This is a genomic window from Amycolatopsis acididurans (assembly GCF_012328925.1).
GTDB classification, from domain to species: domain Bacteria; phylum Actinomycetota; class Actinomycetes; order Mycobacteriales; family Pseudonocardiaceae; genus Amycolatopsis_E; species Amycolatopsis_E acididurans.
In genome coordinates, this window is the sequence record NZ_JAAXLS010000027.1 from 39284 (window position 1) to 61247 (window position 21964).

Here is a 21964-nt window from a genome sequence, read left to right on the forward strand (position 1 = left end):
GTCCGCGATCAAGCCCGCCGTTTGCCCTGATCCGCCATTTGTTTGAGCATGGCGTTATAGGCCGCGAGGTCGGAGTCGCCGCTGGTCTCCTCGCGCCGGTCGTTCCGCTTCGCTTCGCGGTCGTCGGCACGCGCCCACTGCACGAGCAGGGCGATCAGCACGAGCAGGACGGGGATTTCCCCCGACGCCCACGCGATTCCGCCTCCGAGGCGCTGGTCGGAAAGCAGATCCTGTACCCACGGCAGGTTCAGCGAACGGTAGAACGCCTCGCCGATGACCGTCTGCTTGGACATCAGGACTACGCCGAAGAAGGCGTGGAACGGCATCGCCGCGAACATCATGCCCAGCCGCCCCAGATGCGGAAGGCGACGCGGCGCCGGGTCGATACCGATCACCGGCCAGTAGAAGACGTAACCCGACAGCAGGAAATGCGCGTTCATCACAAGGTGTGCCCAGTGATAGTTCAGCGCCGTATCGAACAGCCCGGAGAAGTACAGAGCGTAGAACGAACCGACGAACAGCAGCAGGGCCACCACCGGTTGAGTGAGAAATTTGGCCAGTGGCGACCGCACGAACGCCAGCAACCACTCACGCGGTCCCGGCGGCGCGTCCTTGCCTCCCACCGGCAGCGCACGCAACGCGAGCGTCACCGGGCCGCCCAGCACGAACAGCACCGGCGCCACCATCGACAGCATCATGTGCAGGCCCATGTGGGCGCTGAACATCGCCGGCGCGTACAGGCCGAGCCCGGACGACGTCGCGATGAGCAGCACGAAGCACCCGGCGAGCCACGACACCGTCCGCCCGACCGGCCAGGCGTCGCCGCGTCGTCGCAGCCGGCGCACGCCCACGATGTACAACGCGGCCAGCACGATCGCGGCCGTGCCGTAGATGAGGTCGAACCGCCAGGCGAACAGCAGCCGCAGAACGGTTGGAGCACCGGGCAGGTCGTACCCGATGAGCACTTCCGTCGTGGACGGCTGGGTCACGGCGTTCTCCGGCGGTGGAGTGCGCGCCAGCGCCGTCGCGATGCCGATGGTCACGAACATGATCACCAGCTCGACAGCGGCCAGCCTAAGCAGCTGTCCGCCACCCTTGCCGTGCACGAGGCCCCGCACGCCTCGGCTGCGTTGTTGCTGCCCGAAGACACCGAGCACGAGTAGCGCGACCATTTTGGCGACGACCAGCAGGCCGTAGTCGGTCGTCAGCAGGTCACCCAGGGGGATCCGCACGAGTGCGTTGACGACACCCGACAGGGCCATCACGATCCAGCAGACCAGTGCGATCTTGGAGAACCGGCTCGCCGCGAGAGTCAGGTGCTCGCCCCGCCGCCAGCCGTGCGCCAGCAGCGCGAACAACCCGCCGACCCACACCGACGCCGCGACAAGGTGGTACAGCAGGCTGTTCGTGGCCATGTCGTGGGCGCCACCGCTGGCCGAGTGACCCGTCACCGCGACCGGCACCAGTCCCGCGACCGACACCGCGAACAGCACAGCCGTCCAGCCCCACGACAACGCCAGGCGGCACCCCAGGGCCAGCAGCAGCGCGATCGCGGCCGTCACCAGCCACGCCTTCGGCTGCTCGATCGCGTCGACGAGGTCGAGCAGCACCTGCGGGGAGAACAGTGCGGTGACCGGTTTACCCGCACCGTCCGCCGCCGTGAAGAACACCGACGCGATCGCCGCGACGAACCACACCCAGGCCGCGGTACCCGCCGTCCGCAAGGCCGCGTATCCGTCGCGCGCGACAGTGCCCGAACGCTGGGGCGGCACAAGGAACGCCGCCAGCAGTAGGGAACCCACGCACACCACGGAGGCGGCGTCGGCCAGTACACGCACCACACCGAGCCCGTAGTGCGTGAGCGCGCCCGGATCCGGCAGGCCGGCGATCACGTACGTGGCGCCGCCGGTGATCGCGACGATCGCGACGGCAATGACCGCCGCAAGGATCACGCTCACCATCAGCAGTGGGGCGACACTGACCTTGCGGCGTGAGGATGCTTCAGACTCCACGCCACGAGGGTAGGCCCGGTTCAGCAGACCGGAGTCGGCGCGGTGAGCTCACGGTGACGTGCGCGACCTGCGGCGACCGCTGCGGGTGCGATCACCGCGGCGAGCAGGCCGACCACGACGAACGACGTGGAAAGAGACGTCGCCTGTGCGACTCCGCCGATCATGGGCGGCCCGGCGAGGAATCCGCTATAGGCGACCGTGGTCACGAACGCGATTTCGCGCTCTCCACCTGTGTCGTCGGCGCGCTGTCCGGACGCCCCCGCCAGGCTCAACGCGATCGGGAAGGACGCGGCCAGCCCCACCCCGGCCAGGCCGAATCCGACGTACGCGAGCGCGGCGACCGGCACCACGGCAGCCGTGACAAGCCCGCATCCGGCCAGGGCCGCCCCGATGACCAGCGTCGTCGTGGCGCCGAGCCGTTGCTGCACCCACGCTCCGCCGAGCCGCGTGAACGCCATCGCGAGCGAGAAGCCCGAGTACGCCAGCGCCGCCGCGCCCTGCCCGATCTGATGCGTCGACACCAGCAGCAGCGCCGACCAGTCCGCGCTCGCGCCTTCCGCGATCGCCGAGCACAGCGCGATGGCGGCGAGCAGCCACAGCACGGGACGCCGGATCGGCGCGCTCCTGGCGCCGGTCGTGTCCTTTCGCTCCGGTGTGACGGTTCGTGGAAGCCCACGCACGACCAGCGACAGTGCGATGACAACCACGACCGCCGCAACAAAGAGATGCCTCAGCGGGGACCAATCCTGCGCCGCCGCGAGCCCAGCGGCGGCGGACGCGACGAGACCGCCGAAGCTGAATCCGGCGTGGAACACCGGCATGAGCGGCCGCCCGGTGCGCCGCTCGACGCCGACCGCACCGATGTTCATCGCCACGTCGAGGAGCCCGACCGATACCCCCAGCCAGAACATCACCAGAGCCAGCCACGGCACCGTGCCTGCGACGCCGAGCAACGGAAGCAGAACGGCGGACAGCAGCGTCGAGACGACGATCGCGGCTCGCGCGCCGGCACGTTCGACCAGGCGACCCGACAACGACGCCGAGATCAACATCCCGATTGTCAGGCACAGCAGTGCCAGACCGAGCGCCCCCGGCGTGGCCCGCAACTGGTCACTGATCGCGGGCACGCGTGGCGCCCACGACCCGTAGACCGCCCCATTGAGCGCGAACACCACGAAGACCGCGACCCGGTCGCCGACCATGACCCACCTCCCCGCCTCACAATGTCTTAAGCGCTTCAGGAAGTCCAGCCGTTTAGACTGGCGGGATGACCGAACGGCGGCGGCCGACGCTCGACGACGTGGCCGAGGCCGTCGGTGTTTCCCGCGCGACGGTGTCCAACGCGTACAACCGTCCCGACCAGTTGTCCGCCGCGTTGCGTGACGAGGTGCTGCGCGTGGCCAGGCGGCTCGGATACGCCGGGCCGAACCCGATCGCGCGCAGTCTCGCCACTCGGCGCACCGGTGCGATCGCGTTCATGCTCGACACCGGCCTGTCCGCAGCCTTCTCCGATCCGGCGTTGTCCATCACGCTCGACGCGCTCGCCGCGACGGTCGATCCGGAAGGACACGCGCTACTGCTGTTGCCCGGCGGGGACAACGGCGGCCCGCGCGCCGACCGCGTGCTCGCCGCGCAGGCAGACCTCGCCGTGGCGTACTCGCTGGCGGATGGCGCGCCGGCCTTGCGCGCCGTACGTCGGCGGGGGTTACCACTCGTCGTGATCGACCAGCCCGTCGTGCCGGGGTCCGCACGAGTCGGCATCGACGATCGCGGCGGCGCCGCAGCGGCCGCCCAACATCTTCTCGAGTTCGGCCATCGTCGCTTCGCGATCTTGTCCGCGCAATGCCTTTCTGCGCCGCGAGGTGGACCACTCACACCGGCAGAGGCGATCAGGAGCCGTTTCCGAGACAATCGCGAACGGTTACGGGGTTACCTCGAAACGCTGGCCGACGGGGGAATCGCCAGTGCCGATGTGCCGATCTGGGAGACGTCCGGAATCTCCCGCGAGCAGGCGATGGCGGGTGCGAGTGGCCTGCTCGATCACGAGCCTACCGCATTATTGTGCATGTCGGACGAACTCGCCCTCGCCGCCCTCGCCGTCGCGAAACAGCGAGGAATCAATGTTCCGGGCGCACTGTCCATTGTGGGCTTTGACGACACGCCATCGGCTCGATGGTCCGAGCCTGCCCTGACGACGGTCCGGCAGGACCTCGAATACAAAGGTCGTTTGGCAGGAGAACTCGCCTTACACATGCTCACCGGCGGGCGGCGGCCTCCTCGTCCGACCATACTCGACGTGGAACTGATCGTCCGCAGCTCAACCGGACCTGCTCGTTAGCACGGTTCCGCGGCCCGTACAACGAGGTTTGGAAATCTGTGGACAACTACTCCCCGATCGAGCGAACGGAAACTACTTATCCACAGAAGTAGAAATGCCTGCTGACAAGTCCGCGAGCACCCGCCATTCTTGAATGCGTGAGGGAGATGCGGCATCGCAAGCCGCACCACGATTCATCAGGGGGAAACATGAGACTGCGAGCGTATCTGCCGAAGGCGCTCGTTCTTGCCGCGATCGGCCTGCTGGGCGCGTCCGGCGTCGCGCAGGCAGAGCAGGTGTCACCGCCGGATCGGCCCGAGTTCAGCTGCCAGCAAGGCGAATTCTGCGCCTGGCCCGGCGAGTTCTACAGCGATTACATCCAGCGGCTCGACCTCCGCACGGCCAATCCGGAGGAATGCATAGTCCTTCCGAACGGGATCGAGGCCAGATCGCTCGCCAACAGGATGACCAGAGACGTGACCGTGTATCAGGACAACGAGTGCTCAACGGAAGGCGACTTCACGACATATCCGGGCAACGGAACGTTCGTGCCGCACGCCCCGTTCGTCGTGCGGGCGGTCCAGATCTGGGACGGCGCCTGACGCGTCGAGCACGCGTGCCGCGTCCGGTTCCACGACCTGACGCGCCCACGAAAGACAAGGCGGGCGGACATCGCTCCTGGGGACCGTCATCCGGTGCCCGTCCGCCTGGGGCCGCTTCCCGACGACGGCCCCATCCCCGCGGGTGCGCTACCGCCCCGACATCGGCGCACCCGCGGGGACTCATTCCACGGACAGCGGCGCAGTAGCCGTGATCCTCGTGCTCCGCACAGCGAGGATCACGACCCGGCTCCCAAAGATCCGTGCGCGCCGCCGGAGCCCCGGAGCAGGGCTCTTGGCGATCACGTACGGGCCGGGGAGCGGCATTCGATCGGCGGTCACGCCGAAGACCAGCCGTGCTCGAAATTCCTGGCGGTACGAGTCCATCGCTCGCCGGGGGCGAAGCCGTCCGCGGCATCGCCGGACACCAACGCACGGACTCGATGGGGGCGGCACGAACGGTATGCAGCTTAGGGATTCGCCGGGCGCCGCCACAACTAACGACAAGGAGGTGTGTGCTCATTGGCCCCAACCAGACCTGCTCCACGGTTCACGTCAGACGCCGAGCCCGCTGTCGTCGCTTCGGCATCGACCTCGTGCGACGGTTGAGCACCCAGCGGGGCGCCTCAGGCGCTTGAGGAGTCGGCGGGCTTCGCTTTGTGCATTGCTTCGTCGCGGAACGCGCCGACCTCTTCCGCCGAAAGCCCCTTCGGGTGCCGGGACAGGATCGCCCGAATCGCGACGGGGTCGGCCTTGGGCTTACGGTCCGCGGTGACCAGGCCGTTGCGTTCCTGCTCGGTATCGGTGAACTGGGTGTAGCAGAAGCCCGCGAGCACGGGCGAGTCCAAGATCGCTGTCACTAATTCGTCGAGCCTGCGCACCAGGTCTTCGGCGTCAGTGACAGTGGAGTAGCCGAACCAGTTCTCTCCGGTGACCGGGATTGGCGAGAGCCCGCCGAACTCCGTGAGCATCACGGGTCTGCCGGGTACCACCTCATCGAGCACGAGGCGCCGTCCTCCGGGCCGGCCCGTTGCGAGGGTCCTGGCCAGTACGTCCCCGTCGCCGTAACGAGCAGCAAGGGAGGGACCGCTTGACGAATAATCATGGATTCCATAGATATCAGCTGCGGTGATTTCCCAGCCATCGTTGGAAACCACAGGGCGCGTCGGATCGATCGACTTTGTGAGGTGGTACATCGAGCGAGCGAAGTGTGCTTGCGCGGGCACGGTGGCGATGTCCGGCACGCCCCAGCTCTCGTTGAGCGGGACCCACGTGACAATGCACGGATGGCTGCGAACCCGGCGCAGTACTTCCAGCCATTCACGAGTCAGCCGTTCGACGGCGTTGGCCGAGAACTCGTAGGCGTTCGCGGTCTCACCCCACACGAGCAAACCAAGACGGTCGCACCAGTAGAGAAACCGCGGGTCCTCCACTTTCTGATGTATGCGAACGCCGTTGAAGCCGAGTTCCTTGATCAGCTCGACTTCCCGGCGCAACGCCTCGACGTCGGGGGCGGCCAAGTGTGACTGCGGCCAGTAGCCCTGTTGAAGAACCATGCGCGGGTAGTAGGGAACCTGGTTCAGCAAGAACGAGCCGTCCCCGGCGCCGAGCTCCCGAAGGCCGAAGTAGCTGCCGACGACGTCGGCCGAGCTGTGTGGTGGACGAATCTCGACCGTCGCATCAATGAGAACGGGATGTTCCGGAGACCACAGCAGCCGATTGCGATCCTGACCGTGCGCGAGACCGGGAATGCTTACGCCGAAACGGAAGTGCTTCCGATCGACGCGGACCGTTTGCTCGGCAAGGATCTCCTCGCCGTGTTTGAGAGTCACGGCGACAGTGACGGGTTCACGTGGTTCGCTGGCGAGTTCGCCTTCGCACGTGACCGAGGCCGCAGACACACGGGACGTCCAGTGCAGCTGGGTCAGGTGCAGCGCCGGCACGACCTCGGCCCATACCGGCTGCCAGATCCCGGTCGTGCGGTGATACCAGATGTCGTGGGGCTCGTGTTTCCAGTCCTGCTTGCCCCGGGGTTGGGTCGCGTCGTCGGGTCGATCCTCAGCCCGGACCACAATGGACTGTTTCGCGGTACCTGGTTTGAGCGCCTCGGTTACGTCGACAGAAAAGGGGGTGTGACCACCTTCGTGCCCGCCAACGTGAATGCCGTTGATCCAGACTGTGGCCGTGTAGTCGATCGCGCCGAAGTTGAGGATGAACCGGTAACCGGGAGCCAACATCGGCGCTTCGAAGTCCAGTCTGTACCAGACCACCGCGTGCGGCTCTGGCGCGCGAACGCCAGACAGTTCGGACTCGGGCGGGTACGGGACGGTTATCGTGCGGTCGAACGGAACGGCGCCAGTGTGCCAGTCTTCGGTGAGACCTCGATCTTCGTCGTCGAACGTGAATGCCCACTGGCCGCACAGGTCGATCCAGCCGGAGCGGACGAGTTGCGGACGCGGACAGACTTTCTCGGACTCAATGCTTGTCACGCCTGGCACGATACGCAGCCAGCAACGTTGCTGCGAGCCGTTGAACCGTCGCGAGGCACGTTGCCAGCGTGATGTTGTGACTGCGGGGTCAGCGACAAGCCGTGACCGGAAAAGCTCCGGCCCAAGCCGTGATCACCGGGCGGGCCGGAGACTCCGGCCTGCGGTCGCGTTCTTCCTGAGTTCGAGGTCGCGAGAGGAGGTGAAGACGTCTCAAGCCAGGGGTGGAACGCGTTCCTTGCCGCGCATGGCGGCGGCGAAGCTGTCCCGGCGACGGTGACGCCGGGTGGTGCCGTTCGGCGCCCTTCCGGAGGTGGCGCCTCGGATTCACACGCTGACGCAGTCCGACTGGGCAGCTGAGCTCCGAACCGGCTCGGCCATCTTGGTCCGGATAGCGGGGTCGATGTTGCGAGGCGCCGGACGCAGTCCGTGGGCGCGTATGAATGCGCTGACAACACAGCTGCCGGGCGGGTGGACGCTGCCGCACACACCCGAAGCTCTGGTGGCCGGGGCACTGCGCGCCCGCGGCCACGACGTGAGGCGCGGCGTCGAGGTCGCATCCGATCGTTGGATGTGGCTGGCAACGGGAGGACAACCGATCACTCGAGCCGGTGGCCGGGACGGGGCGTGAGGCGACCGACGTACCGCCGGCCGTCGGACGTCGAGCCTCGAGACATCGAGCGCATGTAGGCGGTCGAGCGGCTGACGTCCGGCGTCGGCTGGGTTCCGGCGACCGGCCGGGCCTCGGCAACGGCTGGGTCTCGGCGACCAGCTGACTTCGGCGGCTGGGATCACCCGACGGGTCGCGTCCGGCGACAGCTCGCATCCGGTGGCGGGTCCCGTCAGCCGACGGGTCGCATCCGGCGGTGGGTCACGTCCGGCGAGGCTCGGGGCACGCGACTGCTGGGGTCAGGCAAGGGTCGAGGCAAGCGACAAGTCACGTCGGGCGACGGCTGGGGTCAGGCGAGGGTCGGGGCACGCGACGAGTCACGTCCGGCGGCGGCCCGCGTCAGCCGACGGGTCGCGTCCGGCGACGGGTCGCGTCCGGCGACGGCTGGGGTCAGCCGAGGGTCGGGGCACGCGACGAGTCAAGTCCGGCCACAGCTCGGGTCAGGCGACGTCGGCTACGACGCACGTGATGTTGTCCGGACCACCGCCGTCGTTGGCCAGCTCGACGAGTTTACGCACCACGGCGTCGAGATCGGTCACCGTCGCCAGGGTTTCACGGAGGGTGTCGAACGCGACCACGTCGGACAGGCCGTCCGAGCAGATCAGGTAGCGGTCGCCGGCACGGGCCTCGACGGGAAACAGGTCCGGATCCGCGGTCCCGCCCGCCTGCAGCGCCCGCGTGAGCACGGACCGACTCGGGTGGGTCATGGCCACCTCCGGCGTGATGCGACCCTGCTCCACCAGCTCCTGCACGACCGTGTGGTCGCGGGTGATCTGTTCGAGCTCGCCGTCGCGCAATCGGTAACCGCGGGAGTCGCCGACGTGGGCCGCGGCGAACCGGTCGCCCTCCCACAACAGCGCCGTCAAGGTGGTCCCCATGCCCTGCATCGCCGGGTCCTCCTCGGCGAGCTCGGTGAGACGGCGCACCGCCTCCGCCACCGCTTCGCCCAGGGCTTCGAGACGGTCCTCCGCAGCCGAACCGTCCTCGAGCCGCTGGTCCAGTTCGGTGATCGCCGCGATGGCTCCCGAGCTGGCGACCTCGCCGGCCACATGCCCGCCCATGCCGTCGGCGACGGCGAGGAGCCGTGAGCTCGTGTAAACCGAGTCCTCGTTCGCATCCCGGCGCTGGCCTACATCGGTCGCGACGGCATACCGGAGCTTCAGTGACCCACTGGGTTCCATACTTGAAGTAAAGCAGTGGCCGCCCGGCGTCGGCACCGGCCTCACCCCACCCCGCATCCGGCCCGGCGCAACCCGCCGCGGAATCGGACCGTGTAGCGGGCGGCGCACCACTGGGTCGCAACCGTCGCATCACGCTGTTCCCACTGGTCAGGACGACTTCGGGCGACCCCTGCAACCACCGGACCTCGAGCCCGGCGCGGTGTCGTATCGGGCAGACTCGCCCAGCTTCGAACGGCGTTCAGCGATCGGTCAGCCATGGTCGCGAAGCTACGGGGAGGTCGGTCGCCAGCCCCTACTTCGTGAGCGGTTAACCTGCTGGGCGTGCTGGTGTTACTGCCCCCTTCGGAGACCAAGGCGCCAGGTGGGGACGGACCACCGCTGGACCTCGACGCGCTGTCGTTCCCGGAGCTCAACCCGGTGCGCCGGAAAATCGCCGAAGCGCTCGTCGATCTCGCCGCCGACGTCCCCGCCAGCTTGAAGGCGTTGAGCCTCTCGCCCCGGCAGGAGGACGAAGTCGCACGTAACGCGGCGCTCTGGTCCTCGCCTACGCTCCCCGCCTTGGAGCGCTACACCGGCGTTCTCTACGACGCCCTCGACATCGGCGCCTTCACCAAGGCGCAGCTGGCGAAAGCGGAGCAGCGGCTCGCGGTGGCGTCGGCCCTGTTCGGGATCGCGCGCGGGGCGGACCGCATTCCCGGCTACCGGCTCTCCGGCGGCAGTTCGCTCCCCTCCCTCGGAGCGCTGCGCGCGCTCTGGCCTCCTGTCCTCGAACCGACCTTCGGCGCTCTGGACGAGTTGATCGTGGACCTCCGCTCCGGCGCCTACGCCGCACTCGCCCGCATACCCGGTGCCGTCGCGGTGCGTGTGGTCACCCCCGGCGGTAAGACCGTCAGCCACCACAATAAGGCTTACAAGGGCAAACTGGCCGCGGTACTGGCGAAAGCCGGCCGTGAACCCTCCACTGTGGAGGGTCTACTCAGCACGGCCACCCGCAGGGGCCTGCACATCGAGCGCACTGGTGACCTCGAGCTGGAAATGATCATCGAGGGCTGATCTCGCCCCAAAACGCCGGTCACGGCACGCCGTGGCGCCCCGGCCGGTACGGCGTCACATCAATCGCCGGCGGCTCGCCGACCGCGAGCGCCGCGATCAGCGCCCCCGCGAACGGCGCGACCGTCAGCCCGGACGCGCCGAATCCAGTGGCCACGAGCACGTCCGGCTGTCCATCGAGCGGCCCGAGCAGCGGAAGTTGATCCGGCGTGGCCGGCCGGAAACCGATACGCGTCTCCAGAAGCGTCGCCTCCGCCAGGCCCGGCGCGACGGCGAGCGCGTGCTCCAGCACCTCACGCTGGCCGCCCGCGGTGACGCGGTGATCGAATCCTGACCCCGTTTCACGGGTCGCGCCGGCGACGACGCGCGAGTCCGGAAACGCCAGCAGGTAGTGGCTCGACACCGGCAGCACGACCGGCCAGGTCGCCGTGTCGGCCTCCGGCAGCCCGAAGTGACTGATCTGCCCGCGCTGCGGGGCGACTGCGAGCGACACACCCAACGGCGCGAGCAACTCGGCACTCCATGCCCCCGCCGCGACCACGATCTTGTCCGTGTCGACGGGTGTCCCGCCGACACGCACTTCGACCGCCCCCGACGCAGCGAACAGCTCCGCATGCCCGGGCAATATGGTCGCGCCGCGCTTGGCCGCCGCGGTCAGCAGCGCACGTCGCAATCGACGCCCGTCGACGCGCCCACCGCCTGCGACGTGGACGGCCCCGAGCTCCGGGGACAGCGCGGGGAACAACTCGCGCGCCTGCGCCGGGTCGAGCCGCCGCACCTCACCGGCCTCGGGTGCCGCGCGCCTGGTCACCCGGTCGTACGCCTCTTCCAGCTCTCGCTCGTCCGACGAAACGACCATGCCGCCGACGATCTCGAACGACGAATCCTGGATCCCGTCCTCGGCCAGCGACTCGGCAAGCCGCGGGTAGAAGGCCGCGGCCACCGATGCCAGGGCGTAGTGCTCTCTGCCCGCACGCGAGGTCCACGGACACACGATCCCCGCTCCGGCCTCCGTCGCGACACCCGGCCGCTCCTCGTCCACCACGACGACGTCTGCACCCCGCAGCACCAGCTGATACGCGGTGCCGGCCCCGGCGATTCCCGAACCGATCACGATCACCCGCACGCCCGACAGTCTCGCACCGTAAATCGGTTGCGGGCCACGGCAGCGTTCCAGCACGATCGGGAAATCCCGGAGAGGAACGGCGAGAGGAGGAGCCCGATGACTGTCTTCGCGATCGCTCCTGCCCTCATCAATCGTCCGCCCGCCTCATCCCGGTAACGCTCGCGGTGGGGCGCCTCACCAGGAGACACCCACCGAAATGCCAGGACACAAGCGACGTCGCCGGTTCGATGACGACGACACGACCTACAGCCGCCGCGGCCGCCTCACCGAGTACGAACGCGCGCGGCTGGCCGAGTCCGAAGACGACAGCCCGATCCCCGGTGGCGGCGACCGCTACTCCACGTGGGACACGGGCGAGCACGGTCCGGCGCCTTATCCCGGCTGGCTGGTCACCGACCTCGCCGCGGTCGACACCGAACTCGGCTTGCTCAAGACCGGGAAGGAAGCCGACGTGCACCTCCTCCGGCGCGGCCTGCCCGGCGGGACGGGCGCTCGCTTCGGGCTGCCCGATGACGACGACGGCCGTTCCGGCAGCCAGTGCCGCGACAGGAGTGACCATTCACGCCGACCTGCCGACGCACGCGACCACGACCGAGGTGCCGGTGACGTCGGCGACCGCGACCGCGACGGCGACCGCGACGGCCGCAACCAGGACCGCGTCAGCTACGGCAGCCGCGATCGCGACGGCGCTGGCCGTCCCGGCGGCACCGGCGGCCACCCCGACCGCACGAACGGCCGCTCCTGCCTGCTGGCCGCCAAGCGGTATCGCGCCGCGGAGCATCGGCAGTTCCAGCGGGACGCCGACTACCTCGAGGGCCGCCGGATGCGGCGTTCCCGGGAGACGCGGGCCATGGCCAACCGCACGGGGTTCGGGCGCAATCTCATCGCCGAGCAGTGGGCCGTCGCCGAGTTCCACGCGCTCTGTCGCTTGTGGACAGTCGGCGCTCCGGTGCCTTACCCCGTTCAGCGCAACGGAACCGAGATCCTGCTGGAGTTTCTCGGCGACGCGCACGGGCACGCCGCCCCTCGCCTCGCGCAGTTGCGTCCCGGGCCGCGCGAACTCACCTCGTTGTACCGCCAGGCGGTCGAAGCCATGCACCTGCTCGCCGGCGAAGGGCTCGCGCACGGGGACCTGTCCGCCTACAACGTGCTCGTCCATGACGGACGTCTCATGCTCATCGACCTCCCGCAGGTCGTCGACGTCGTGGCCAACCCGCGCGGACCCGAATTCCTGGCCCGCGACGCGGCGAACCTGGCGAACTGGTTTACTTCACGCGGACTCGACATCGACCTGCCCGGCCTCATCGCCGGCCTCGAGGAGCGGGCCGGTCTGAAGTGAACGCGACCACTCCGCTAAACTGATCACAGACCGCAACCGGCGGCGTGGACAAGTGTTGTTCTTCGCGGCCAAGCCAACGGAAGGCTCGCGGCAATCCACACCCACCAACGGCGTGAAATGCGCCGGGTCCGTCCCTGTGAACGCCCAGGACAACACTTCGCCGCGCACGCGCGGGCAATTGGGCCTCCTTGCGACGTGCCACGTCCGAGAGGCAGTTAGTGAGCATCACTATCGAGTCCACGTCGACGACCTCGTTCGCCGACTTCAACCTCCCGCAGCCGCTGCTCGACGCGCTGCGTGACGCGGGCATCGACGCGCCGTTCCCGATCCAGTCGGCGACCTTGCCCGACGCGCTCGCCGGGCGCGACGTGCTGGGCCGCGCCCAGACCGGTTCCGGCAAGACGCTCGCCTTCGGTCTGGCGCTGCTGGGCAGGCTCGGCGGCGGCAAGGCCCGCTCCAAGCGGCCGCGTGCGCTCGTCCTCGTCCCCACCCGCGAGCTCGCGATGCAGGTCGCCGACTCGCTCGCGCCGCTGGCCAAGGCGATGGGCCTGTGGTGCCGCACCGCCGTCGGCGGCATGGCCTTCACCCGCCAGGCCGACGTGCTCCACCGCGGCGTCGACCTGCTGATCGCCACCCCCGGCCGGCTGTCCGACCACGTCCGCCAGGGCACCTGCGTGCTCTCCGACGTGAACTTCGTGGCCCTGGACGAGGCCGACCAGATGGCCGACATGGGCTTCCTGCCGCAGGTCCGCGAGATCCTGGACCTGACCCCGCCCGGCGGCCAGCGGCTGCTGTTCTCCGCGACGCTGGACGGTGACGTCAAGAAGCTGGTCGACGCGTACCTGACCGACCCGGTCGAGCACTCGGTGGCGCCGGCGACGGCGAGCGTGGACACGATGGACCACTACGTGTTCCAGGTGACCCACCAGGACAAGCAGGCCATCGTCACCGAGATCGGCGCGCGCGAGGGACGCACGATCATGTTCGTGCGCACCAAGCACCACGTCGACCGGCTCGCCGAGCGGCTCCGCGCGAAGGGCGTGCGGGCCGGTGCGCTGCACGGCGGCAAGACGCAGGGCCAGCGCAACCGCGTGCTCGCCGACTTCAAGGACGGCTACACCCCGGTGCTGGTCGCCACCGACGTCGCCGCCCGCGGGATCCACGTCGACGACGTGAGCCTGGTGCTGCACGTGGACCCGGCCGCCGACCACAAGGACTACCTGCACCGGGCCGGCCGCACCGCCCGCGCCGGGGCGTCCGGCACCGTGGTCACGCTGGTCACGCACGACCAGCGGCGCACCGTCCGGCGGATGACCGAGCGCGCCGGTGTGCGGGCCCGTTCGGCCGTGATCCGGCCCGGTGACGGCGAGCTGGCGGAAATCACCGGTGCCCGCGAGCCCAGCGGTGAGCCCGTGGTCGAGCGGCGGCGTGAGCCGCAGCCCCGCCGCGGCAACGGCCCGCGCGGCGACCGTGGCCGCAACTTCGGCGCGCACCGTCAGTCCCGCGAAGGGTTCCGCCCGCGTCGCAACGGAGGCTCCGGCCGCGGTCCGGCGCGGCGCACCCGCGACTGACACACGCTGCACAAACCTGCGGTGGCCATCGCGTGACGGTGGCCACCGCAGTCGTTTGCGGCCACCTGAGAGGATGCAGGGCGTGGATGGACATGAGCGGGTGTTCGACTGGCTGGACACGGAGGCGGAGAAAAGGGCCAAGGCCGGGCTGACGCGCAAGCTGCGGCCGCGGGCCGCGGCCAGCGACGAGCTGGACCTCGCCGGCAACGACTACCTCGGCCTGGCCAGGGACAAGCGTGTCGCGGGCGCCGCCGCCGCTGCCGCGCTCCGCTGGGGCGCCGGATCCACCGGCTCCCGCCTCGTCACGGGCTCCACCGAACTGCACACCGAACTCGAGCACGAGCTCGCCCGGTTCTGCGGCTTCCAGGCGGCCCTGGTCTTCTCCTCCGGGTTCACCGCGAACCTCGGCGCCGTGACCACGCTCTCGGGCGGCGAATCGGCCATCGTGACCGACAAGTACATCCACGCCTCGCTCATCGAGGGCTGCCGGCTGGCCCGCACCGACGTCGCCGCCGTCGCCCACGCCGACCCGGACGCGGTCAAGCACGCGCTCTCGACGCGCCGCAAGGACCGCGCGCTGGTGGTCACGGATTCGGTGTTCTCCGTGGACGGTGATCTCGCTCCGCTGAACCAGCTGTCCCAGGTCTGCCGCGAGCACAACGCGGCACTGCTGGTCGACGACGCGCACGGGCTCGGTGTGCTGGGTGAGGGCGGCCGGGGCGCGCTGAACGCGGCCGGGCTCGCCGGAGAACCCGACATCGTCGCCACGGTCACGTTGTCGAAGTCGCTCGGCGCGCAGGGTGGCGCCGTGCTCGGCCCACGCAGGGTGATCAAGCATCTGGTCGAGACCGCGCGCAGCTTCATCTTCGACACCGGCCTCGCACCGGCCGCCGCGGCCGCCGCGCTGGCCGCGCTCGGCGTGCTCAAGTCCGAGCCGGACCTGCCGCAGAAGGTGCTGAACAACAGCACACGTCTCGCGGATCACTTGCGGGGCAACGGTTTCCGGGTCAGCGAACCGCAGGCGGCGGTGGTCTCGGTGCAGGCTCCCACCCCTGAGGACGCCGTCGAATGGGCCGCGCGCTGCGCGGAACAGGGTGTGCGGGTCGGCTGTTTCCGGCCGCCGTCGGTTCCGGACGGCATCTCCCGGCTGCGGCTGACGGCACGCGCCGATCTCACCGACGGTGACATCGACACCGCCGTGAAGGTGATCAGCGAGTGCGCGCCACCCTCCGCCACATCCTGATGTGCGGGATGCCGTCCTCGTCGAACTCCTCGCCCTCGGCCACGTAACCGAACTTCGCGTAGAAACCCCGCGCGTAGGTCTGCGCGTCGAGCACGCTGTCGGCGTCGCCGATGCGCGCCAGCGCGGCGGTCATGAGCCGTGCGGCCAGCCCCTGCCCGCGTGCCTGCTTGGCCGTGACGACGCGGCCGATCCGGAAGTTACCGTCACCTTCGGCGAGCACCCGCAGGTAGGAGGCGAATCCCTCGGTCCAGAAATGCCGTGTGCTCGCCAGCAGATCACGCCCGTCCAGCTCGGGATACGGACAGTTCTGCTCGACGACGAACACATCGACCCGCAAGCGCAGGATCTCGTACAGCTGGGCTGCGGTCAGCTCGGTACCGGCGACATTCACCGGACCTGCCTACCAGAGCAGCGACCGGCCCCGTGACTGCGCCTTGATGTCGTCGGCGTAGGTGGACACCCGCGCGTACACGCCGGGCTTGCCGGCCCTGGCGCATCCATCGCCCCAGGACACGATGCCGATCAGGGTGTCCCCGACGACCAGCGGGCCGCCGGAGTCGCCCTGGCAGGCGTCGACGCCGCCGTCCGGGTAGCCCGCGCACACCATGCTCTTCGCGTCGTAGTTGCTGTACGACGACGAGCACGAGGCGTCACCGATCACCGGCACGACGGCGCTGCGCAGGTACTGCGAGCGGGCGCCGCCGTCGGCGGTGCGCCCCCAACCGACCACGGTCGCGTTGGTGCCCTCGTTGTACATCGACTTGTCGGACGCGTCGGGCAGTTTCGCCGGCTGGTACGGAAGATCACGGTCCAGGGTGAGCACGGCGACGTCGTCACCCTTGCCGGGATCGGAGAACCCGGGCTCGACCCAGACATTGGTGACCCTGGAGACGATGCCGTCGTTGTCGCGCTTGTCCTGCCTGCCCGCGACGACACGCATGTCGTCCCGGCTGACCGCGGAGGCGCAGTGCGCGGCCGTGGCCACCGAGGACCGGCCGACCAGCACGCCGCCGCAGAACTGGTTGTCGCGACTGTCGGTCAGGTACACCGCGTACGGGTAGTCCTTTATGGAAGCCTCGTTGCCGCCGACGATGCGCGGCTCGACCTGTGGCGAGGGGGACCCGGACGTCGCCGCGAACGCGGCGATCGGCAGCGACACGGCAACGGCCGCCGCGCCGGCGAGCGCGAAGCGGAACTTCCGATCGCGTTTCGCATGCTTGGGCATAGCTGTACCCCCTCTAGGTCGGACCGCAGACACAGTAGTTCACTCACCCGCTGATGCGATGTCGCTGGATTGGGTGGTCTGTGGTCCACAAAGCTCTCTGCCAAGCTGAACGTTGTGCGATTCTCCAGGTTTGCGATCGTTTTGACCGCTTTGGCGCTCGGCGCCTGCGCGGCCCCGAAACAACCGCAACCTGCGACGGTCACGCCGCCGGAGTCCCCGGTGTCCAGCGCACCGCCGACGAGCACGCAGGCTCCCGCCTGGCAGGTCGGCGCGCATCCGCTGCCGCTGCGCCCGGACGGCTACGGCGTCATCGAGCCGACGCCGGACGCGCTGCGCGACCGGAACCTGCCCACCGCCGACATCCTGCCGCCACCCGCGAACGGCCAGTACGCGGCGACCGTCAACGGCGTCCCCGCCGATGTGCTGGCCCGCAGCACGTGGCAGGCCGCCTGCCCGGTCAAGGTAAGCGATCTGCGTTACCTCACCATGTCGTTCTGGGGGTTCGACGGCAAGGCGCACACCGGCGAGATGCTGGTCGACGCCTCCGTCGCGCAGAACGTGACGGCGGTGTTCGGCAAGCTGTTCGCGGCGCGGTTCCCGATCGAGGAGATGCGGGTCACCGCACCGGCCGAACTGGATGCGCATCCGACCGGCGACGGCAACAACACCAGCGCGTTCGTGTGCCGCCCGGCCCGCGGCCAGACCAGCTGGTCGGCGCACGCCTACGGGCTGGCCGTCGACCTCGACCCGTTCTGCAACCCCTACACCAAGGGCGATCTGGTGCTTCCGGAGCTGGCCAGCGCCTACGTCGACCGGACGTGGAAACGGCGGGGGATGGTGCTCGCGGGGGACGCGACCGTGCGGGACTTCGCGGCGATCGGCTGGAGCTGGGGCGGATCGTGGAGCAGCCCGACCGACCGGATGCATTTCACGGCGACAGGCGGGTAGGAACAATGCGAGTGACTGGAAGGTTGAGCAAGTCGTGCCTCATTACGACCTGGTGATCGTCGGAACCGGTTCGGGGAACTCGATCCTCGACCCGCGTTTCGCCGACTGGAAGACCGCGATCGTGGAAAAGGGCGTGTTCGGCGGGACATGCCTCAACGTCGGCTGCATTCCGACGAAGATGTTCGTGCACACCGCGGACCTCGCCGCGACACCGTCGGTCAGCAGCCGGTTCGGGGTCGACGAAGAGCTGCTCAACGTGCGATGGCGGGACGTGCGCGACCGGATCTTCGGCCGGATCGACCCGATCGCCCAGGGCGGCCGCGAGTACCGAATGACCCACGAGGACAACGCGAACGTCACCGTGTACCAGGGCGAAGGCCGGTTCACCGGGCACAAGGAGCTGACGGTCACACTGGCCGAGGGCAGCGAGACCATCACCGCGGACAGGTTCGTGCTCGCCGCCGGCGCGCGGCCTGTGATTCCGGACATCGACGGGCTTGACCAGGTGGGCTACCACACGTCGGACACCGTCATGCGGCTCGACGAGCTGCCCTCGCGGCTGGTGATCGTCGGCAGCGGGTTCATCGCCGCGGAGTTCGCGCACGTGTTCCGCTCCTTCGGCGTCGAGGTCACGATCATCGCGCGCTCGGGCGCGCTGCTGCGCTCGGAGGACGAGGACGTCAGCGCTCGCTTCACCGAGCTCGCGGGAGAGCGGTTCGACGTCCGGCTCAACCGCAAGGAGATCACGGTGCGGCGCGCCGGCTCCGGGATCGAACTGGAACTGGACGGCCACGAGATCGTCGCCGGCGACCAGCTGCTGATCGCGACGGGCCGCCGCCCCAACTCCGACCTGCTCGACGTCGCGGCCACCGGCGTATCCACTATGGACAGTGGGCACGTGATCGTCGACGCCTACCAGCGTACTTCCGTCGAGGGCGTGTACGCGCTGGGCGACCTGTCCTCGCCGTACGAGCTCAAGCACGTCGCCAACCACGAATCCCGTGTGGTGCAGCACAATCTGCTGCATCCGGACGAGCAGATCCAGGCCGATCACCGGTTCATCCCGCACGCGGTGTTCACCTCGCCGCAGATCGCGTCGGTCGGGATGACCGAAGCACAGGCGCGGCAGCGCGGCGTGAAGTACGTGACGTCCAAACAGGACTATGCCGGGATCGCCTTCGGCTGGGCGATGGAGGACACGACCGGGTTCGCGAAGCTGCTCGCCGACCCGGACACCGGGCAGCTGCTGGGCGCGCACATCATCGGCCCGCAGGCCTCGACCGTGATCCAGCCGCTGATCCAGGCGATGAGCTTCGGTCTCGACGCGCGGTCCATGGCTCGCGGGCAGTACTGGATCCACCCGGCCATGCCGGAACTGATCGAGAACGCGCTGCTCAGCCTGCCCTTGAGCTAGACGTAACGGGGGCGGCCTGCGAGGAAACCGAAGACCATCTGGCAGGCCACGACGGCGAGCAGGATCGCGAACGGGACCGTCCACGCGCCCGTCAGATCGTGCAGCAGTCCGAACAGGAACGGGCCCGCCGCGGCCAGCAGGTACCCGAAGCCCTGCGCCATCCCGGACAGCCGCGCGGTGTCGCCGCCGGTGCGGGCCCGCAGTGTGATGGTGGTCAGCGCGAGGGAGAACACACTCATCCCGATCCCGATCAGGATCGACCACAGCAGCGGCGCGGCGCTGGGCGCGATCATCACGCCGAGCACGCCGGTGAAGCCGAAAGCGCCCAGGCCGACGATCCACCAGCTCTGGTTCCCGCTGCGCGCGGCCAGCGGCGGCACGAGCAGGCTCACCGGCAGCCCGAGCAGCGACACCAGCCCGAGCAGCAGCCCCGCGTCCGTCCGGCTCACGCCCGCGTCCATCAGCACCTGCGGCAGCCAGCCCATCACGACGTAGGCCAGGAACGCCTGCATCCCGAAGAACAGTGTCACGATCCACGCCAGCCGGTTGCGCAGCAGCGACCGGCCGCCCTCCTGCGGTGAGCCGGGCCCGGTCATCGGAGCCTGCCGGGTGCGCGCGAAGACCAGCCACGCGACCAGCGCGATCCCGGACAGCACCGCCCAGCTGCCGAGCCCCGGCCGCCATCCGCCGAACGCACCGTCCAACGGGGGCGTCACCGCCGAACCCGCCGCTCCCCCGGCCTGCAGCGCACCGGTGTAGAGCCCGGTCATCAGGCCGACCCGGCTGCTGAACGACTCCTTCACCACGACCGGGATGAGCACGTTGGCGAGCGCGATCCCGGCGGTCGCGACGAGCGTGCCGCCGAGCACGATGAGCTGGCCGTCCAGCACCCGCAGCACCAGCCCCGCGGTCAGCACCACCAGCGCGCACGCCACCGAGGCGGCGATGCCGATCCGCTTGGCGATCCAGGGCGCCGTCGACCCCGCGGCCGCGAAACAGAGCCCCGGCACGGTGGTCAGCGCACCCGCCCAGGTCGCGGTCGCCCCCAGCGACTCGCGCATCTCGTCCAGCACGGACCCGACCGAGGTCACCGCGGGGCGCAGGTTGAGCGCGGCCAGGATGACGGCGAAACCGAGGAGACCGGTCCCGACGAGCACCTTCGTGCCGGCGTTGTGTTTCACGGGCGTTTCAACCACATCCGCTACTATGACAGACATCGGATGATTGGGTGAAGGGATTATTCGGTGCCGTTAGCCACGACACGTCGCACCGGTCTCGTGGACCAGGTGATCGGCCAGCTCCGCGCCGCCATCAGCGATGGCGAATGGCCGGTCGGCCAGCGGATCCCGACCGAGGCCGCGCTCGCCGAAACGCTCGGCGTGAGCCGCAATACCGTGCGCGAAGCGGTGCGCGCGCTGGCGCACGGCGGACTTCTGGAGGTCCGTCAGGGCGACGGCACCTACGTGCGGGCGACCAGCGAAGTCTCCGGCGCGATCCGCCGGCTGTGCGGTTCCGAACTGCGCGACATCCTGCAGGTGCGGCGGGGACTCGAGGTCGAGGGCGCCCGTCTGGCCGCCGCGGCCCGCACCGAAGAGGACCTGCGACAGCTCACCGAACTGCTCGCGGCCCGGCAACGGGCACAGGAAGCGCGCGAGTTCGACGATTTCGTGCGCGCGGACACGGAGTTCCATCTCGCCGTCGTCCAAAGTGGACACAATGAGCTGTTGACCGAGCTGTACCGGGGCATCACCGAAGCGGTGATCGCGAGCGTTGCCGCCACCTCACACGACCACCTCACCGAGCAGGTGCACATCGGACACGACGGCCTGCTCGCGGCGATCGCCGGCCGCGACCCCGGCCGGGCGGCGGCCGAGGCGGGCGGCTTCCTGGATCAGCTGCTGGTCAGGGAAGAGTCAGAATCTCCGCGCCCGACTCCGTGACGACGATCGTGTGCTCGAACTGGGCGGTCCACTTCTTGTCCTTCGTGGTGACCGTCCAGTCGTCGTCCCAGATGTCGTAGTCGATCGTGCCGAGCGTGATCATCGGCTCGATCGTGAACGTCATGTTCTGCTCGATCACCGTGTCGACCGAGGGCTCCTCGTAGTGCAGCACGGTCGGCGCGGTGTGGAACGCGGGACCGACGCCGTGGCCGGTGAAGTCGCGCACCACGCCGTAGCCGAAACGCTTCGCGTACGACTCGATCACGCGCCCGATCACGTTGAGCTGACGCCCCGGCCGCACCGCCTTGATCGCGCGCATCGTGGCCTCGTGCGTGCGCTCGACGAGCAGCCGCACCTCCTCGGACACGTCACCGGCGAGGAACGTCGCGTTCGTGTCCCCGTGCACGCCGCCGATGTAGGCCGTCACGTCGATGTTGCAGATGTCGCCGTCCTCGATCACCGTCGAGTCCGGGATGCCGTGGCAGATCACCTCGTTGAGCGAGGTGCAGCAGGACTTCGGGAAGTGCCGGTAGCCCAGCGTCGACGGGTAGGCCTTGTGGTCGAGCAGGAACTCGTGCACGACCTTGTCGACGTCGTCGGTGGTGTTGCCGGGTTTGACGGCCTTACCGCCCTCTTCCAGCGCCTGCGCCGCGATCTTGCTCGCGATCCGCATCGCCTCGATGACCTCGGGCGTGCGCACCCCGTTGCCCTTGTCGCGCTTGGGCGCCGGCTTGTCCACGTACTCGGGGCGCGGAATGCTGACGGGAACCTGGCGGCGTGGCGTCTGAACGCCGGGCTTCAACGGGGCACGAACTGGCATACCTCCAGCCTACGACCTGTTCG

At 69.2% G+C, this 21964-nt stretch carries 18 protein-coding genes; 9 read left to right on the forward strand and 9 right to left on the reverse strand.

Translation table 11 applies throughout. The features are described from left to right. Positions 1-8: 8 nt before the first annotated feature. Both HFP15_RS28415 and HFP15_RS28420 read right to left on the reverse strand, forming a co-directional pair. A complete protein-coding gene (locus tag HFP15_RS28415; RefSeq protein WP_168519869.1) occupies positions 9-1961 on the reverse strand; it encodes a bifunctional copper resistance protein CopD/cytochrome c oxidase assembly protein in 1953 nt (650 codons plus the stop codon). Between the two features lie 71 nt (positions 1962-2032). Next, positions 2033-3214: an MFS transporter gene (locus HFP15_RS28420; RefSeq protein ID WP_168519832.1), complete on the reverse strand. Its 1182-nt coding sequence runs from the start codon at positions 3212-3214 to the stop codon at positions 2033-2035. A 65-nt stretch (positions 3215-3279) separates the two neighbouring features. Between HFP15_RS28420 and HFP15_RS28425 the strand changes: the two genes are divergently transcribed. Both HFP15_RS28425 and HFP15_RS28430 read left to right on the forward strand, forming a co-directional pair. Beyond that, a complete protein-coding gene (locus HFP15_RS28425; protein ID WP_168519833.1) occupies positions 3280-4350 on the forward strand; it encodes a LacI family DNA-binding transcriptional regulator in 1071 nt (356 codons plus the stop codon). A 188-nt stretch (positions 4351-4538) separates the two neighbouring features. Continuing rightward, complete coding sequence (locus HFP15_RS28430; RefSeq protein ID WP_210717982.1) at positions 4539-4931, forward strand: peptidase inhibitor family I36 protein; 393 nt, start codon at positions 4539-4541, stop codon at positions 4929-4931. A 623-nt stretch (positions 4932-5554) separates the two neighbouring features. On the opposite strand, the gene HFP15_RS28435 is transcribed toward HFP15_RS28430, so the two are convergent. Together HFP15_RS28435 and HFP15_RS28440 are read right to left on the reverse strand one after the other, a co-directional pair. Next, entirely contained in the window at positions 5555-7417 is a 1863-nt protein-coding gene (locus HFP15_RS28435) for a glycoside hydrolase family 2 protein (RefSeq protein WP_168519834.1), read from the reverse strand. Between the two features lie 1107 nt (positions 7418-8524). Continuing rightward, the gene (locus HFP15_RS28440; RefSeq protein WP_168519835.1) at positions 8525-9265 is read right to left on the reverse strand and encodes a Stp1/IreP family PP2C-type Ser/Thr phosphatase; all 741 of its coding nucleotides are present in this window, start codon (positions 9263-9265) and stop codon (positions 8525-8527) included. Positions 9266-9586: 321 nt separating this feature from the next. Between HFP15_RS28440 and yaaA the strand changes: the two genes are divergently transcribed. After that, positions 9587-10318, forward strand: coding sequence for a peroxide stress protein YaaA (gene yaaA / locus HFP15_RS28445; protein ID WP_168519836.1), 732 nt, complete (start codon positions 9587-9589; stop codon positions 10316-10318). A 19-nt stretch (positions 10319-10337) separates the two neighbouring features. Here yaaA and HFP15_RS28450 read toward each other — a convergent pair whose 3' ends face one another. After that, positions 10338-11441 carry an NAD(P)/FAD-dependent oxidoreductase gene (locus HFP15_RS28450; RefSeq protein ID WP_168519837.1) on the reverse strand — a complete coding sequence of 368 codons (1104 nt, stop codon included), beginning with the start codon at positions 11439-11441 and terminating at the stop codon, positions 10338-10340. 196 nt (positions 11442-11637) lie between these two features. Between HFP15_RS28450 and HFP15_RS43015 the strand changes: the two genes are divergently transcribed. From HFP15_RS43015 to HFP15_RS28470, 3 genes are all read left to right on the forward strand, one after another. After that, positions 11638-12780: an RIO1 family regulatory kinase/ATPase domain-containing protein gene (locus HFP15_RS43015; protein WP_246272104.1), complete on the forward strand. Its 1143-nt coding sequence runs from the start codon at positions 11638-11640 to the stop codon at positions 12778-12780. Positions 12781-12998: 218 nt separating this feature from the next. After that, positions 12999-14351 carry a DEAD/DEAH box helicase gene (locus HFP15_RS28465; protein ID WP_168519838.1) on the forward strand — a complete coding sequence of 451 codons (1353 nt, stop codon included), beginning with the start codon at positions 12999-13001 and terminating at the stop codon, positions 14349-14351. An 82-nt stretch (positions 14352-14433) separates the two neighbouring features. Continuing rightward, a complete protein-coding gene (locus HFP15_RS28470; protein WP_312871788.1) occupies positions 14434-15594 on the forward strand; it encodes an 8-amino-7-oxononanoate synthase in 1161 nt (386 codons plus the stop codon). On the opposite strand, the gene HFP15_RS28475 is transcribed toward HFP15_RS28470, so the two are convergent. Both HFP15_RS28475 and HFP15_RS28480 read right to left on the reverse strand, forming a co-directional pair. After that, a complete protein-coding gene (locus HFP15_RS28475; RefSeq protein ID WP_168519840.1) occupies positions 15560-15985 on the reverse strand; it encodes a GNAT family N-acetyltransferase in 426 nt (141 codons plus the stop codon). The two genes, HFP15_RS28470 and HFP15_RS28475, sit on opposite strands and share 35 nt — an antisense overlap. A gap of 9 nt (positions 15986-15994) precedes the next feature. Next, a complete protein-coding gene (locus HFP15_RS28480) occupies positions 15995-16819 on the reverse strand; it encodes a S1 family peptidase (RefSeq protein ID WP_168519841.1) in 825 nt (274 codons plus the stop codon). Between the two features lie 114 nt (positions 16820-16933). On the opposite strand from HFP15_RS28480, the gene HFP15_RS28485 reads away from it, so the two are divergent. Together HFP15_RS28485 and HFP15_RS28490 are read left to right on the forward strand one after the other, a co-directional pair. Next, positions 16934-17767 carry a M15 family metallopeptidase gene (locus tag HFP15_RS28485; RefSeq protein WP_376768901.1) on the forward strand — a complete coding sequence of 278 codons (834 nt, stop codon included), beginning with the start codon at positions 16934-16936 and terminating at the stop codon, positions 17765-17767. A gap of 34 nt (positions 17768-17801) precedes the next feature. Then, complete coding sequence (locus HFP15_RS28490) at positions 17802-19181, forward strand: mycothione reductase (RefSeq protein ID WP_168519842.1); 1380 nt, start codon at positions 17802-17804, stop codon at positions 19179-19181. Here the strand turns inward: HFP15_RS28490 and HFP15_RS28495 are convergent. Beyond that, entirely contained in the window at positions 19178-20398 is a 1221-nt protein-coding gene (locus tag HFP15_RS28495) for a CynX/NimT family MFS transporter (protein WP_168519843.1), read from the reverse strand. The genes HFP15_RS28490 and HFP15_RS28495 overlap by 4 nt on opposite strands. A 27-nt stretch (positions 20399-20425) precedes the next feature. On the opposite strand from HFP15_RS28495, the gene HFP15_RS28500 reads away from it, so the two are divergent. Then, positions 20426-21121: a FadR/GntR family transcriptional regulator gene (locus HFP15_RS28500; protein WP_168519844.1), complete on the forward strand. Its 696-nt coding sequence runs from the start codon at positions 20426-20428 to the stop codon at positions 21119-21121. Here HFP15_RS28500 and map read toward each other — a convergent pair. Then, entirely contained in the window at positions 21084-21941 is an 858-nt protein-coding gene (gene map / locus HFP15_RS28505) for a type I methionyl aminopeptidase (protein WP_168519845.1), read from the reverse strand. The two genes, HFP15_RS28500 and map, sit on opposite strands and share 38 nt — an antisense overlap. Positions 21942-21964 lie beyond the last annotated feature (23 nt).

Coding starts and splice junctions, on each gene's coding strand:
- HFP15_RS28415 (WP_168519869.1), bottom strand. CDS start 1,961: ATGGTGAGCGTGATCCTTGCGGCGGTCATTGCCGTCGCGATCGTCGCG.
- HFP15_RS28420 (WP_168519832.1), bottom strand. CDS start 3,214: ATGGTCGGCGACCGGGTCGCGGTCTTCGTGGTGTTCGCGCTCAATGGG.
- HFP15_RS28425 (WP_168519833.1), top strand. CDS start 3,280: ATGACCGAACGGCGGCGGCCGACGCTCGACGACGTGGCCGAGGCCGTC.
- HFP15_RS28430 (WP_210717982.1), top strand. CDS start 4,539: ATGAGACTGCGAGCGTATCTGCCGAAGGCGCTCGTTCTTGCCGCGATC.
- HFP15_RS28440 (WP_168519835.1), bottom strand. CDS start 9,265: ATGGAACCCAGTGGGTCACTGAAGCTCCGGTATGCCGTCGCGACCGAT.
- HFP15_RS43015 (WP_246272104.1), top strand. CDS start 11,638: ATGCCAGGACACAAGCGACGTCGCCGGTTCGATGACGACGACACGACC.
- HFP15_RS28480 (WP_168519841.1), bottom strand. CDS start 16,819: ATGCCCAAGCATGCGAAACGCGATCGGAAGTTCCGCTTCGCGCTCGCC.
- HFP15_RS28495 (WP_168519843.1), bottom strand. CDS start 20,398: ATGTCTGTCATAGTAGCGGATGTGGTTGAAACGCCCGTGAAACACAAC.
- map (WP_168519845.1), bottom strand. CDS start 21,941: ATGCCAGTTCGTGCCCCGTTGAAGCCCGGCGTTCAGACGCCACGCCGC.